Annotated in this window: 14 protein-coding genes; 11 read left to right on the forward strand and 3 right to left on the reverse strand. The window is 44.8% G+C overall.

The window, feature by feature from the left end; genetic code table 11:
* Positions 1 to 29 precede the first annotated feature (29 nt).
* The gene (locus K0625_RS05935) at positions 30 to 353 is read left to right on the forward strand and encodes a hypothetical protein (RefSeq protein WP_232846946.1); all 324 of its coding nucleotides are present in this window, start codon (positions 30 to 32) and stop codon (positions 351 to 353) included.
* 252 nt (positions 354 to 605) lie between these two features.
* A complete protein-coding gene (locus tag K0625_RS05940; protein WP_220108830.1) occupies positions 606 to 1,325 on the forward strand; it encodes a helix-turn-helix domain-containing protein in 720 nt (239 codons plus the stop codon).
* 795 nt (positions 1,326 to 2,120) lie between these two features.
* Here K0625_RS05940 and K0625_RS05945 read toward each other — a convergent pair.
* Positions 2,121 to 2,321, reverse strand: a complete 201-nt coding sequence (locus K0625_RS05945; RefSeq protein WP_220108831.1) for a YheV family putative zinc ribbon protein — start codon at positions 2,319 to 2,321, stop codon at positions 2,121 to 2,123.
* A 186-nt stretch (positions 2,322 to 2,507) separates the two neighbouring features.
* On the opposite strand from K0625_RS05945, the gene K0625_RS05950 reads away from it, so the two are divergent.
* The 6 genes from K0625_RS05950 (at position 2,508) to K0625_RS05975 (ending at position 7,601) form a co-directional block, all read left to right on the forward strand.
* Positions 2,508 to 4,418 (forward strand): ABC transporter ATP-binding protein, encoded by a 1,911-nt coding sequence (locus K0625_RS05950; protein WP_220108982.1) that lies wholly within the window; start codon positions 2,508 to 2,510, stop codon positions 4,416 to 4,418.
* Positions 4,419 to 4,487: 69 nt separating this feature from the next.
* The gene (locus K0625_RS05955) at positions 4,488 to 4,925 is read left to right on the forward strand and encodes a TIGR02444 family protein (RefSeq protein ID WP_220108832.1); all 438 of its coding nucleotides are present in this window, start codon (positions 4,488 to 4,490) and stop codon (positions 4,923 to 4,925) included.
* A 577-nt stretch (positions 4,926 to 5,502) separates the two neighbouring features.
* Positions 5,503 to 5,820 (forward strand): hypothetical protein, encoded by a 318-nt coding sequence (locus K0625_RS05960; protein WP_220108833.1) that lies wholly within the window; start codon positions 5,503 to 5,505, stop codon positions 5,818 to 5,820.
* Positions 5,821 to 5,889: 69 nt separating this feature from the next.
* Complete coding sequence (locus K0625_RS05965; protein ID WP_220108834.1) at positions 5,890 to 6,342, forward strand: GNAT family N-acetyltransferase; 453 nt, start codon at positions 5,890 to 5,892, stop codon at positions 6,340 to 6,342.
* Positions 6,343 to 6,463: 121 nt separating this feature from the next.
* Positions 6,464 to 6,931 (forward strand): hypothetical protein, encoded by a 468-nt coding sequence (locus K0625_RS05970; RefSeq protein ID WP_220108835.1) that lies wholly within the window; start codon positions 6,464 to 6,466, stop codon positions 6,929 to 6,931.
* Between the two features lie 109 nt (positions 6,932 to 7,040).
* Positions 7,041 to 7,601, forward strand: a complete 561-nt coding sequence (locus K0625_RS05975) for a hypothetical protein (RefSeq protein WP_220108836.1) — start codon at positions 7,041 to 7,043, stop codon at positions 7,599 to 7,601.
* A 453-nt stretch (positions 7,602 to 8,054) separates the two neighbouring features.
* On the opposite strand, the gene K0625_RS05980 is transcribed toward K0625_RS05975, so the two are convergent.
* Both K0625_RS05980 and K0625_RS05985 read right to left on the reverse strand, forming a co-directional pair.
* A complete protein-coding gene (locus K0625_RS05980; protein WP_220108837.1) occupies positions 8,055 to 9,653 on the reverse strand; it encodes a GMC family oxidoreductase N-terminal domain-containing protein in 1,599 nt (532 codons plus the stop codon).
* 68 nt (positions 9,654 to 9,721) lie between these two features.
* Positions 9,722 to 10,231 carry a twin-arginine translocation signal domain-containing protein gene (locus tag K0625_RS05985; protein WP_012323314.1) on the reverse strand — a complete coding sequence of 170 codons (510 nt, stop codon included), beginning with the start codon at positions 10,229 to 10,231 and terminating at the stop codon, positions 9,722 to 9,724.
* 141 nt (positions 10,232 to 10,372) lie between these two features.
* Here K0625_RS05985 and K0625_RS05990 point away from each other — a divergent pair, with 141 nt between their 5' ends.
* The 3 genes from K0625_RS05990 to K0625_RS06000 all read left to right on the forward strand — a co-directional run bounded on the left by K0625_RS05990 (position 10,373) and on the right by K0625_RS06000 (position 12,584).
* Positions 10,373 to 11,341: a hydrolase gene (locus K0625_RS05990; RefSeq protein ID WP_220108838.1), complete on the forward strand. Its 969-nt coding sequence runs from the start codon at positions 10,373 to 10,375 to the stop codon at positions 11,339 to 11,341.
* Positions 11,342 to 11,349: 8 nt separating this feature from the next.
* Positions 11,350 to 11,586 (forward strand): YheU family protein, encoded by a 237-nt coding sequence (locus K0625_RS05995; protein ID WP_012323312.1) that lies wholly within the window; start codon positions 11,350 to 11,352, stop codon positions 11,584 to 11,586.
* A 110-nt stretch (positions 11,587 to 11,696) separates the two neighbouring features.
* Positions 11,697 to 12,584 carry a phosphoribulokinase gene (locus tag K0625_RS06000; protein WP_220108839.1) on the forward strand — a complete coding sequence of 296 codons (888 nt, stop codon included), beginning with the start codon at positions 11,697 to 11,699 and terminating at the stop codon, positions 12,582 to 12,584.
* The last annotated feature ends 55 nt before the right edge of the window (positions 12,585 to 12,639 follow it).

The raw sequence follows: 12,639 nt of genomic DNA on the forward strand, positions 1-12,639 counted from the left end.
TAAATATGAACCCAAAAGAGCTAACCGCTATGACAGAGACATCAAGCAAACCCAATATCAGTAAACAAGCGCTAATCGATACCCTTAACGCATGGGGAACTTCAAGCATCACAGCTGAGCAGCTTCAAGATTGGATGGTGACTCACTACGATCCAGATGAAACAGATATTGGTCTCGGAGAGCCCGAGTGGACTGTGGAAGCGATGAATATCGTGATGAACGAGTATGAGATAGCTAAGTTGGCTAAATTTCGCTTAGAGAACTTCCAGCTAGCCATCGACTTTATCCAAGCCGATGAATCTCGCTTTAATCAGACTCGCCACCTTTTTCTACGTGAAGGCTTTAGGGATTAATACAAGCTAATCCTCAATCATCTAGCCCCAGCCATCTAGCCCGAGTCATCTAGAGCAGAACTGTCTAGACCTGAATACTTCAGGTCTTCTCTCTTATCTCCCCTTTTCCCTTTTCCCTTTTCCCTTTTAAAGCACAATATTCCCCACTATTCGTCAATATTCCACTTCATATTTATGCAGGAATACCTAAGAATACAGTTGCAGCCGGCAGCAAACTATCCATTCAAAACTATCAATACAAGGATTTTAAGCATGACCATAGGAAAACAGATAAAGCACTTTAGAGCTGAAAGAAACTTCAGCCAACCTGAGCTTGCCGAGCTTGCGGGGATTGAGCAATCCTACCTCTCTAAACTGGAGAATGATAAATCCATCCCCTCTAATGAGATATTTCGCAACTTGCTCTCCGCACTATCAGTCAGCACCCAAGAGTTTATCGATTCGATTGATGCTAATGAGAGTAAACAGCAACTCAATCAGATCCCAGATATCGAGCAGCTACTGTCACAACAAGATAAGATGAAGTTTCAAAATATTCGCCGCTACCTCTATATCTCAAGCACCTTAATCATCTTAGGGTTAACCCTGTTTTATACAGGAAACAGTAAACAACTTTTTAATGAAACTCGCTATCAATATGAGTCCTCAGGAATCGCGTTAGCCGATGAGCCCGATGATATCTTCTCCTCTTGGAGAAATCGTATGGATACTAATGGTGAAGATGGTAGACAGTTAATGAGGGCCAAACGGCTAGAGATGGCCAATAGAGAAGATACTCACTACCTAGTATTCAGAGAATACAAAGGACAGGGGTTTATGATGGATGTGACGGGAGGGAAACGCCATTACAGGCTAGATAAAGAGGAGCAGATCCCCCGCCAAATTAACGCTTGGCTACAGATATTCGGCGTCCTCTTACTCTGCAGCGGCATAATGGGATTTGTACTAGAGAGGCGATTAAGTCGACGTTAAGGTTAACTCTTGCATCTATGGCGTGATGAAGTACAACTCCCCTCTGGCCAATCACCACAGAGGACACGGAGTACCACGGAGAAGATCAAAAGACATCATTTTTGCCTCCATCTTTTCCTCCGTGAACTCTGTGAAGCGCAGCGCTCAGTGGTGAGAATATTTTTGTTTTTACAAGAAAGAATGGATCCCGGAACAGGTCCAGGATGACGGCAATGGCAAATGCACAGTTTGGCTTTTACTGTAAGCGAAGCGTTCCTATAGCATGAATTCCGTGAGCAGCGCATTCAGTACTCAAGTGAGTCGCCCGCAGCGACATTTATCTCAGCATTTTCTCGCAGCGCAGTGAGCTTGCGAACGACCTCGCAGGTACGAAGTGCCGCCCTCGAAGGGCGAAGCCCGATCTTCTCTACTTTAAACACCAACATAAGAACAATCACCACAGAGAACACGGAGATCACGAAGAAGATCAAAAGACATCATTTTTGCCTCCATCTTTTCCTCCGTGAACTCTGTGAAGCGCAGCGCTCAGTGGTGAGAATATTCTTGTTTTTACAAGAAAGAATGGATCCCGGAACAGGTCCGGGATGACGGCAATCACAAATGCTCAGCTTGGCTTTTACTGTTAGCGAAGCGTTCCCATAGCCGCAGACTATTGCGTGAACCGCGCGTTCCGTACTCAAATGAATCGCCCACAGCGACATTCATCTCAGCTTTTTCTAGCAGCGCGCGACCTCGCAGTGAGCTTGCGAACGTCCTAGCAGGCACGAAGTGCCGTCCTCGAAGGGCAAGCCCGACCTAAGGTTTAAACACACCAATCACATCGCCTGTTGCCTTCTTGGCAACCTGTTCATCGGCTTGCTGTTCGGTGTAATCACACTCCGTGCATTCGACCGTTTCAACCCCATTAAGCTTATACAACATGATACTGTCCATGGCCTTACATTTAGGGCATTTGGCTCCGGCAACGAAACGTTTTTTTATTTTAGTGTCAGCCACGTCTTCCAACCTTATATTCACACACCTCAGTATTAGTGTTCTATTTTGCCATAAACAAAATCAGTTAGCCCGACTCTTGCCGCTTTTTACCCTGTTTATCTTCCCTCTTATATACCGATTGGTATGGCGGCCCATTGTGAGATATCATCTGCGGCAATTGTTTTCAGAGACACCAAATCCTACTCCATGATATCCATCACTCAAGCACAACTGGTTCGCGGCACCAAAACTCTCTTAGATGAGACCTCCTTAACCATATACCCAGGCCACAAGGTCGGATTAGTTGGCGCCAATGGCACAGGTAAATCGTCTCTGCTTGCCCTCATAATGGGGCATATCAGTTTAGATAAGGGTGAGATAGGCCTGCCTAGTGGTTGGCAGATCGCCACTGTGGCTCAGGAGACCCCTGCGCTTGAAGTTTCGGCGTTAGAGTATGTGATAGATGGTGATGTTGAGTATCGCGAGCTTGAAGCTGAACTGGCAAAAGCCCAAAGCGATGATAACGGCAATGCGATAGCCCTACTTCATGGGAAAATAGATGCCATTGGCGGATATGCAATCCACTCCCGCGCCGCCAGCTTATTAGCAGGCCTTGGTTTTAGTGAAACTGAGCAGAGTAATCCAGTAAAAAGCTTCTCCGGTGGCTGGCGTATGCGCCTTAACTTGGCTCAAGCACTGCTGTGTCGCTCCGATCTTCTGCTACTCGATGAGCCAACCAACCACTTAGACTTAGATACCATGTACTGGCTGGAAGGTTGGATTAAGTCGTATCAAGGAACCCTGATCCTTATCAGTCACGATCGGGATTTTATCGATGGAATTGTCTCTGAAATTGTTCATGTTGAGAACACTAAGCTGAACTACTACAAGGGCAACTACACAGCCTTTGAGCGGATCCGCGCCGAGCGTATGGCCCAGCAACAAGTTGCCTTTGAGCGTCAACAAAAGGAGCGTGCTCATATGCAATCCTTTGTCGACCGCTTCCGCTACAAGGCAAGTAAAGCGAAACAGGCCCAAAGCCGCCTAAAAGCCTTGGAGCGTATGACTGAACTTCTGCCATCTCAGGCCGACAGTCCATTCCATATGGCCTTTAGAGAGCCTGATGCACTGCCCAACCCATTAGTCACCATGGAACAGGTCTCCGTCGGTTATGGTGATAAAGAGATCCTCAAAAGTGTTCACCTAAATCTGGTTCCCGGTGCCCGTATCGGTCTACTAGGGCGTAACGGTGCAGGTAAATCCACCCTGATTAAACTGCTTTCAGAAGAGCTCTCACCGATGAAGGGCAAATATGAGACAAATCCAGGGTTAAATATCGGCTATTTTGCCCAGCATCAGTTAGAGAGTTTACGCTTAGATGACTCACCGCTTCAGCACCTTACTCGACTCGCTCCGACTCATAGGGAACAGGAGTTAAGAAACTTCCTCGGTGGCTACGGTTTTAATGGTGATATGGTTTTATCGCCTGTGCGTCCCTTCTCCGGTGGTGAGAAAGCGCGTTTAGTCTTGGCGCTACTCGTATGGCAACGACCTAACCTGCTGCTTCTCGATGAGCCAACCAACCACTTAGATCTCGAGATGCGTCATGCACTGACCATGGCCCTGCAATCATTTGAAGGCGCAATGATCATAGTTTCTCACGATAGGCACCTGCTCAGACTAAGTTGTAGCGATTACTATCTTGTCGACGGTGGCCAAGTGTGCAGTTTTGATGGCGATCTCGATGATTACCATCAATGGCTACTCGATGCAGCAAAAGCAGCCGCTAAAGTTGAGGTCAACCTAGATGCCAAACCTGCTCAGGATAAAAAACTGCAGAAACGTCTCGAGGCCGAGTTAAGACAAAAGCTATCGCCCATGCGTAAAATTCAGCTAAAACTTGAAAAAGATCAGGAAAAGGCCAACAGCAGACTCGCTGAAATTGAGGAGATGCTAGGAGATATGGCCTTGTATGAAGCTGAAAACAAGGATAAATTAACTCAGGTATTAAATGAACGAACTAAACTCACTCAAGCGGTTGAAGAGAGTGAAATGGAGTGGTTAGACGTTCAGGAGTCGATTGAAGAGATAGAACTAGAGGTTCGATCTGCTATTTAACTACCGAGTATCCCTTTTTTATCGCCTCTGTGAGCTCACTTTCCAAGCATAGAGGCAAGGAAACCTTAGATGACATATTTAAATCAGTTTGATATTTCACTGTGGCAAGCCTGTGACACCTTTTACCTAAAGCATCAAGCTCAATGCCTGCAACTTCAAGATGAGCATGAGATCAATATCAATCTACTCCTACTCTCAATCTGGTTAGATAAGCAGACTTACCGACTTCAGGAGCAAGCTTGGTCACAACTAAAACAGGAAGTTAAGCAGTGGGAGGAGCGAGTGCTTCTACCATATCGCAAGCTAAGAAAACTGAGTAAAAACAGCCTTGCCGAAACTGAATATCAGCAGATGCTAGATGTAGAGCTGATGCTAGAGCGAAAGTCTCAGGCACTGATCTTACATAAATTAAGACTCCTCCCCCATGAAGGCACACGCTCAAACTTCGAGATTTTTCTGGAGCTATATCAGCTCGACTCGTCCAATTACCTTGAGTTAGCTGTTTAATATTACTTCACACCATGGTGTGGTTTGGCTAAACCAGCTTTTCTCTTTAATTAACCATACAAGTTAGCAGGCCTTCGAATGAAGGCTGAATACATTTTCTATATGTTAACTTTTATCTGAATTGGTACTGGTTAGGTTATTGAAGGTCATACCTTCAGGGTTATTTATCGCTGGCAGCGTGCTTATGTGTAGTTACTTCTGCGAGACGCTGCAAGCACATCCTTGTGGGCTCTACCAAAACATCCCTGTTTTGGAAGCTCGCAGCCGTACCTACACCTGTTGATTCTAAGCAAGAGTATCTCTTCGATTTAGTTTTCGCTCCACTCCGTGCTCTCTGTGTTCCAAAAACCTCCCTGTTTACCGGCCAGTTCGCTCCCCCTAGCTCTCGCTTATTAGCACATAGCTTTGCCATATTCGCCGTGGTGAAAAGCTTTTCCCCTAAAATTAAAGTTGCCAACTTTAACTCATTGATGATTAATTGCTTTACTGTTAGCTTAAAGCAATAAATACACAGGCTATATCTTGTAAAAAGCGTTCTTATTCGGAATTCAGCCTAATATATTGTGAAATTTTACGCATGAAAGAAATCGAGCATTGGAATAAGAGTAACGAAGCATTTGGTCTTCAATTACCTGATGGCTGGTTTGGCCGCCCAGGCGATAATCAACATAGACTGACTTACTCGCTAGAAAGAGAGAATAAACTGATATTAGAATTAGATAATCAGCTTTATCTTATTTTCACAAAACCTCTCATGATTGAAAAATCCGGCAATGATTTAGTGATTTCTAATTTTAAACAACTAATTTTTGATTATCAGGGCTTTGGAGATATGAGATCACACAACAAACCTTATGGTTCAGGTGTTGTCACTCTTGTTTCCTATAACTGGTAATAAACTTAACAATGGCATGAACACGGCCTTCGATGGGTGATGTCGGCGTTATGTTCTAAGGAATATCCTTTGATTATCAGGAAGCTTGAAGATAGAGACCTTACTCAAGTCAGCTCTGTATGTTTAAACTCGTTCATGAAATCGGTTGCTCCATCATTATCGGATGTGGGAATTTCTACGTTTCATAAAATATCCTCTGTAGATAGTTTTACCGCTAGATTGAAAGAAAATATAGATATTCTGGTATACGAAGAAAATGAAAAAATCCAAGGGATCATCGAGTTAAAAGATGGGCGTCATATATCAATGCTTTTCATATCACCCGAACATCAAAAGCAAGGAGTGGGTAGGTCACTGCTCTCATCAATAATATCTTTCACCACAAGTGATACTATTACAGTCAGTGCATCTCTGACCTCTATTGACGCCTATTTAAGTTTTGGTTTCGTTCTATCAGGAGATATTTCTGAGGCCTCAGGACTTAGCTTTCAGCCAATGAAACTGGAACTTAACAAGGGTTAACAACAGACAGTCAGAGAAACATCGTCAATACTTTCAAGCTGACAAAACAACCTTTATTTCGATTTAATCCCCCCTCAGCCTTCCCGATAAGTTCTAACAGTAAGAAGAGCATTGAGAATCGATGACAAACTATAAAGTTAAGGAAAAATTGAATGGCCATAGAAGATTCGGTACTGTCATTGTATTAAATACTAATCAGAAACAAGTAAATCAGTTATATATTATGAATCATACATATAGAGTAAGGTTAAAATTTAAAACAAAGATTCGCTTGATTTTGGCATTAATGGGTTTCTCTCTAACTCTAGGTTTTTTTATATATCAATTATTAGAATTTGACTTTGGATTAGAGCCTGACAAAATTAGTTACGGTCAAAGCTATTTGCTTAAACCAATCTCGGTACATGGTGGCTCATCTTATAAAGCAGCAAAGGCGCAGTCAGTTGGACGGTTTAAGCTTCCGTCTAATACAGTTATTCATTCAAAAATCTATGCTCCTCCTAATAAAGGTTATTATTGCGTTTCTGAAGTATTGGTAAATGGTAAGGTAAGTCACTACCTGTCTATTCAATACGATAGGTGCATATAACGAGCGACTAAATTTAGATTCACCAAGATTATCACGCCATTTGCTGAACAAATCGACCAACAACACTTGGCTTACTTATTAGCAGCACGTAAGTACGGAAGGAATTCGAATGAGACTTCGAATAGTTACGCCGACATTATTGCTACTTTTCTGTATTGGTTGTACAGAAGAAAGTGAGTTAAGTTTAGAAACAGAAATCGAATTAGTAGATATAACTTTGCTTGAGTTGGTTGGCGAATCCATACCAGCAGTTCATGAAAATAAACTAGAAGGCTTCCCATATCCGACTCGAGTAATTGAACTAGATAAATCAGAACACCCTAGTAGTTCACCTTTCGACAGAATTCGAGTTCAAACTCTTGTAAAAGAACAGAAGATGTATTCGATTTTAGCTGATAAATTCAACTTAAATAGAGATGAATGCCTTTCAGTCTATAGAAGCCACAGTAAAACACTTGAAGAACAATATAGCTTTATTTTACAAAAAAGACAGATTGAAGTATCTGGTGAAATAATCGAAATTGATGATGGTTACCTATCCCCAGATAATGAAATTAAGGTCGATATTAGTTGTACAATGGTTGATTCTGCTAACTCTGAAACCTTTACACTGCGGTTAGATAATACCTCACTTTCCGCACTTGCTAAGGGAAGGCTAAGCTCCATATGATTTTAGTTAAGTGTCATATGTACTAACAAATAAGATAGGCCTTGCATAGCCACGTTCAATTCCAAGTCTTGAACAAGCCCGAGAGTACCAATAAAGCCATGCTTACCTAAGAGCAATCAAACGCCAAGTCTGCCCAATGAGGCCACTCAAAAAGATACTTGAAGCATTTATCTCTTGAAGTTATAACAGCGAAGCGCTCTAGCAGTGAGCTTGTGAACGTCCTCACAGGCACATAGTGTCGCCCTCGCAGTGAGCCTGCGAACGTCCTCGCAGGCACAAGGTGTCGCACTCGCAGTGAGCCTGCGAACGTCCTCGAAGGCACAGAGTGCCGCACTCGCAGTGAGCCTGCGAATGTCCTCGCAGGCACAAGGTGCCGCACTCGCAGTGAGCTTGCGAACGACCTCGAAGGCACGCAGTGCCGTTCTCGCAGGGCGGAGCCCGCCCTTCTCAGCTTTACGTTCGAGAAGAAGCGGTTAACTCCTCTGCCAGTTTGGTTGCATTTCTTGCGGTCATGCCATAAATCGACAGTTGCGGGTTAGCCCCTAAGCTTGTGGGGAAAATAGAGCCATCCATCACGGAGAGGTTCTCATAGTAATGGGAGCGACCATGACTATCTACCATGGCCATTTTGGTATCTTCTCCCATTGCACAGCCGCCCATCACATGGGCCGATGCCACGACGGTTTTTAGCGGTGCCAGCTCCATATCGGCAATCACAGATTTAGCCTCTTTCCAGCTGTTAAGGTAATTCACGCCTTCGCTGATGGGTAACACCTGTTTTGCCCCCGCAGCAAACTGCAACTCTGCCATGCTGGCAAACGCCCGTCTCGCTGAGTGCCAAAAAGCATCGGTCAATGGGTAATCCAGAGCAAACCCAGTATCAGTGAGATGGACCTGTCCACCTTGGCTATCGGGATGAAAACCATCGCGCACTAAGGCAATGGTTACCTGCAGCTGGTTAAAGTTCTCCATCAAGGCAGCATGACTCTTACCGTAGCCAACTGTTTTTGACGAGATAAGAATTGGGTGCACGGGCGGTACTTCAAGCTTGTAACCTAGCTCACCAGCAGCGCCATCACGCCAAACAAACTCATCGCTATAGATGGATTGTGGTGCGCCGCTGTGGGCATTGATTGGATCGCTAAACACGGCTCCGCTGAGCAGAGTTGGGTGCAGGAAGGTTCGCTTACCCAGAAGTTGATGGGGGTCGTCAGTCCCAGAGCGCATCAAGATAGTAGGCGTGTGGATCGCCCCCGCAGACAAAATATAGTGTTTAGCCTTGAAGTTCAGTTCAACAGACGTCGGTTTTAATTGCTCATCAAGAGCTTGGGCTCTAACCCCTGTGATTTTGCCATTGTGGTGTTCAAGCTCAATCACCTTAGCCCTGCTGACTAATGTTGCCCCTAAATCCAATGCTGAAGGTATGGTGGTGACTAACATAGATTGCTTAGCATTTACCGGACAGCCCATGCCGCAATAGCCGGTATTCCAGCAACCTTTTACATTGCGCTTGATAACAGTGAAGTCCCAATCAAGCTTTTCACAGCCGGTTTTTAACGCCTGGTTATTACGGTTAGGCTCATACTCCCATTTGGAGATATTCAGCCGCTGCTCCATCTTCTGGAACCAAGGATCAAGCTCAGCTCTGGAGAGCCCGGTAACCGACTTCTCCTTAGTCCAGAACTCAAGCGCAGGCTCAGGAGTTCGAATGGAGGTGGTCCAGTTAACTGTGGTTGACCCACCGACAGCTCGCCCCTGAAAGATACCGATCGCTTTATCTTTAGTTTTCATCCCAGCCGCTTGATGATAGAGGTTCGGGTAAGCCCTTCTCTCCTCCATATTGAAGCTGTTAGATGATTTAAGCGACCCGCCCTCAACGATGATCACAGAGAGCCCCGCTTGAGTTAAGATCTCAGCAGCAACTCCACCGCCAGCACCACTACCAACAATAACAACATCGGCTTCAAGGGTTCTGTCCTCGCTCAGCTGACTGGCATCGATATGTTTCCACCCCGAAGCCAAGCCCTCCTCTATGGGATCTTGTATCGCCACTGCATCACCTCCAAACACTCATCTTGTTATTATTTTTTAACCGAACTCATCAGTACTGCTTTACAGATCTAATTATCAAAATAGGTCGGTTTAGCATAATGAAGCCGGCTCCAGTGCTCAGGGCACGCGTAATAGCTTGCCATCACCAACTCTCTCAACCCTTGGTATGCCGTGACCATCAGATCGATAAAGCTGTTGCGCCAATACTCCAACATTGAGATAAGCTCATCGGGAGAGCGCATCATCAACGGGGTCATGCTGCCAGTTAACACCAGTAGACCTAACCTCTGCTCTAACATATCCAGCAGCTGTTCCAGCTCAGCTTGCCCCTCTTGCGGCAGATGCGAGATAGTCTCTGCAATGGCATCTAAGGTTCGATTTTGTGCCGCAACCCGAGTCGTTTCGACATTGGGTAGAGCGTCCTCTAAAAACACTGGCAACAACACACTAAATAGCAACCTATGTTCACTATCCAGCGCTTTATTGACCCGAATATGTTCAGGGGAGTAGACACTCAGCCCCAGCGCCAAAGTCGCCGTGCCAACCAGCGCTGTGGTTAGAAAGGTACGTCGTTCCATGCTCTCCCCCTTAAAACGGTTTTCAGTTGAAGTAATACTCAATCCTAAAAACCAGTAATTGACCATTTATGTTAATATGCTGCGATACTAATTAAACACACGTTTTAATTTTCAGCAATAGCCAATAATAGTTAATAGATAATGACGAATAACTTCTCCCCCCCTTGGTGGGCCAGAAACCCACATATCCAAACGATTTTACCTCTGCTGACTAAGGTGGACAGACCAGCATTACGCAGAGAGCGTTTTGAGCTCAATGATGGGGACTTTATCGATCTAGATTGGCTGGGAAGCCCAAAAAAAGATGAAGCGATACTGGTCATCATCCATGGCCTTGAGGGGAGCGCTGAGTCTCACTATGTGCGGCGGTTACTCAATGATTGCCATCAACGCGGCCTCTGCGCAGTGGTCCACCATCACAGAAGTTGTTCAGGTGTAAGCAATAGGCTAGCACGAAGCTATCACAGCGGTGATACTCAAGATCTGCAGGATAATCTTCAGCATCTGCAACAGCGATTTCCCACTTCAGATCTGCTTGCCGTTGGTTATAGTTTAGGGGGCAATGTGCTGACTAAATACTTAGGTGAATATGGCGAGCAAAGTCTACTCAAACGAGGAGCTGTGATCTCTGCTCCTCTTAAGCTGTCAGCCTGTGCTAAGCGACTAGAAAAAGGTTTCTCTAAGCTATATCAAAGCTACTTAATCAAGCAGTTGCAGCAAAAAGTCACAGATAAAGTAAAAGATGATTCTCTGCGAGATGCGATGCCTGTATCCTTAGAGCAGATTAAGCAGCTCGATACCTTCTATGCGTTTGATCATAGAGTTACCGCCCCGCTGCACGGCTTTAGTGGCGTCGATGATTACTATCAAAGAGCCAGTGGGATCGATTTTTTAGCCAGTATAAGCAAACCCACTTTAGTACTTCACGCTGCAGACGATCCCTTTATGACAGCAGAAGTGATACCGGCAAAAGAGAACGTCTCACACCATGTGACCTATGAACTCCATGGGCAAGGTGGCCATGTGGGATTCATCAACGGTGGAACACCGTTTAAACCTAAGTATTACCTAGAGCAGAGAATACTTAACTTCCTTTTAGTATCAGGATAGAAGCCAAAATGCTTGTTCCATATGATTCATTAGTTCAACTGCCTACAGAGACTTTTGAGGCCTTAATCAAGGAGTATCTCTTTACTCAGTTGGAAGATGGTAGCTTCTCAAACACAGATGAAGAGGGGCTACAGCGAGCAATAGCTCAATGCAAGCAAGCACTTAAACAGGGAGTCTTGGTTGTGGAGTATAGCGAAGATGATGAGTCCATCGCTATCCGCCAGAGAGAACAATTAGGTTATTGAAATTTACAGTTAAATTCATACAAGTTTGACCTTTAGTCACTGATTACCGTATAAATAGAGATTCGCTACTCGAAACCGATACCATTTTCAGCTTCCATTTAGGAAATTTAATGTCAGCAAAACATCCCATTATCGCAGTAACAGGCTCTTCAGGGGCTGGTACCACGACAACCACACGGGCCTTTAAACATATCTTTCGTCAGCTTGGGATCAATGCGGCGACAGTTGAAGGGGACAGCTTTCATCATTTCACCCGTCCAGAGATGGAACTGAAGATACGCCAAGCCCAGACCGATAATAAAAATATCAGCTACTTCGGCCCAGAAGCTAATGATTTTGATAAATTAGAGCAGTGTTTTAGCGATTATAGTGCCACGGGACAGGGTGAAACCCGCTCCTATCTACACACTTTCGATGAAGCCGTGCCCTTTAATCAGATGCCAGGTACTTTTACTCAGTGGCACTCTCTGCCCGAAAATACCGATATGCTCTACTATGAAGGGCTGCATGGCGGGGTTAAAACAGACTCCTGTAATGTCGCCGAACATGTGGATCTGCTCATTGGCATGGTACCTATCGTCAACCTTGAATGGATCCAAAAGATCATTCGTGACACCTCTGACAGAGGCCATAGTCGCGAAAAGGTGATGGGCTCAATCGTCCGTAGTATGGATGATTACATCAACCATATGACGCCTCAGTTCTCCCGTACCCATATTAATTTTCAGCGAGTTCCCACGGTAGATACCTCCAACCCCTTCAGCGCGAAGAGCATTCCAACCTTAGATGAAAGCTTTGTGGTGATCCGTTTCCGCGGCATTAAAAATGTCGACTTCCCCTACTATCTTAAGATGATAGATGGCTCATTTATGTCTAGGATAAATACCTTAGTGGTACCCGGCGGCAAGATGTCATTGGCGATGGAGTTGATCCTCACTCCACTGATACGAGATCTGTTAGAGAAACGCCAACAACTTCTATCTCTGGATAGTGAGTAATAGACTCAATCTGTAACTCAGGTTTACTTAAGTTTTGTTTAAGCATCCTCTTGTA

Source organism: Shewanella nanhaiensis (assembly GCF_019457885.1).
In the GTDB taxonomy this organism is placed as follows: Bacteria; Pseudomonadota; Gammaproteobacteria; order Enterobacterales; family Shewanellaceae; genus Shewanella; species Shewanella nanhaiensis.

Bases quoted from the DNA above. Each gene is read 5' to 3' on its own strand.
- K0625_RS05970 (WP_220108835.1), top strand. From the start codon at position 6,464: ATGACAAACTATAAAGTTAAGGAAAAATTGAATGGCCATAGAAGATTC.
- K0625_RS05985 (WP_012323314.1), bottom strand. From the start codon at position 10,231: ATGGAACGACGTACCTTTCTAACCACAGCGCTGGTTGGCACGGCGACT.
- K0625_RS05990 (WP_220108838.1), top strand. From the start codon at position 10,373: ATGACGAATAACTTCTCCCCCCCTTGGTGGGCCAGAAACCCACATATC.
- K0625_RS05960 (WP_220108833.1), top strand. From the start codon at position 5,503: ATGAAAGAAATCGAGCATTGGAATAAGAGTAACGAAGCATTTGGTCTT.
- K0625_RS05995 (WP_012323312.1), top strand. From the start codon at position 11,350: ATGCTTGTTCCATATGATTCATTAGTTCAACTGCCTACAGAGACTTTT.
- K0625_RS05955 (WP_220108832.1), top strand. From the start codon at position 4,488: ATGACATATTTAAATCAGTTTGATATTTCACTGTGGCAAGCCTGTGAC.
- K0625_RS05950 (WP_220108982.1), top strand. From the start codon at position 2,508: ATGATATCCATCACTCAAGCACAACTGGTTCGCGGCACCAAAACTCTC.
- K0625_RS05975 (WP_220108836.1), top strand. From the start codon at position 7,041: ATGAGACTTCGAATAGTTACGCCGACATTATTGCTACTTTTCTGTATT.
- K0625_RS06000 (WP_220108839.1), top strand. From the start codon at position 11,697: ATGTCAGCAAAACATCCCATTATCGCAGTAACAGGCTCTTCAGGGGCT.
- K0625_RS05940 (WP_220108830.1), top strand. From the start codon at position 606: ATGACCATAGGAAAACAGATAAAGCACTTTAGAGCTGAAAGAAACTTC.
- K0625_RS05935 (WP_232846946.1), top strand. From the start codon at position 30: ATGACAGAGACATCAAGCAAACCCAATATCAGTAAACAAGCGCTAATC.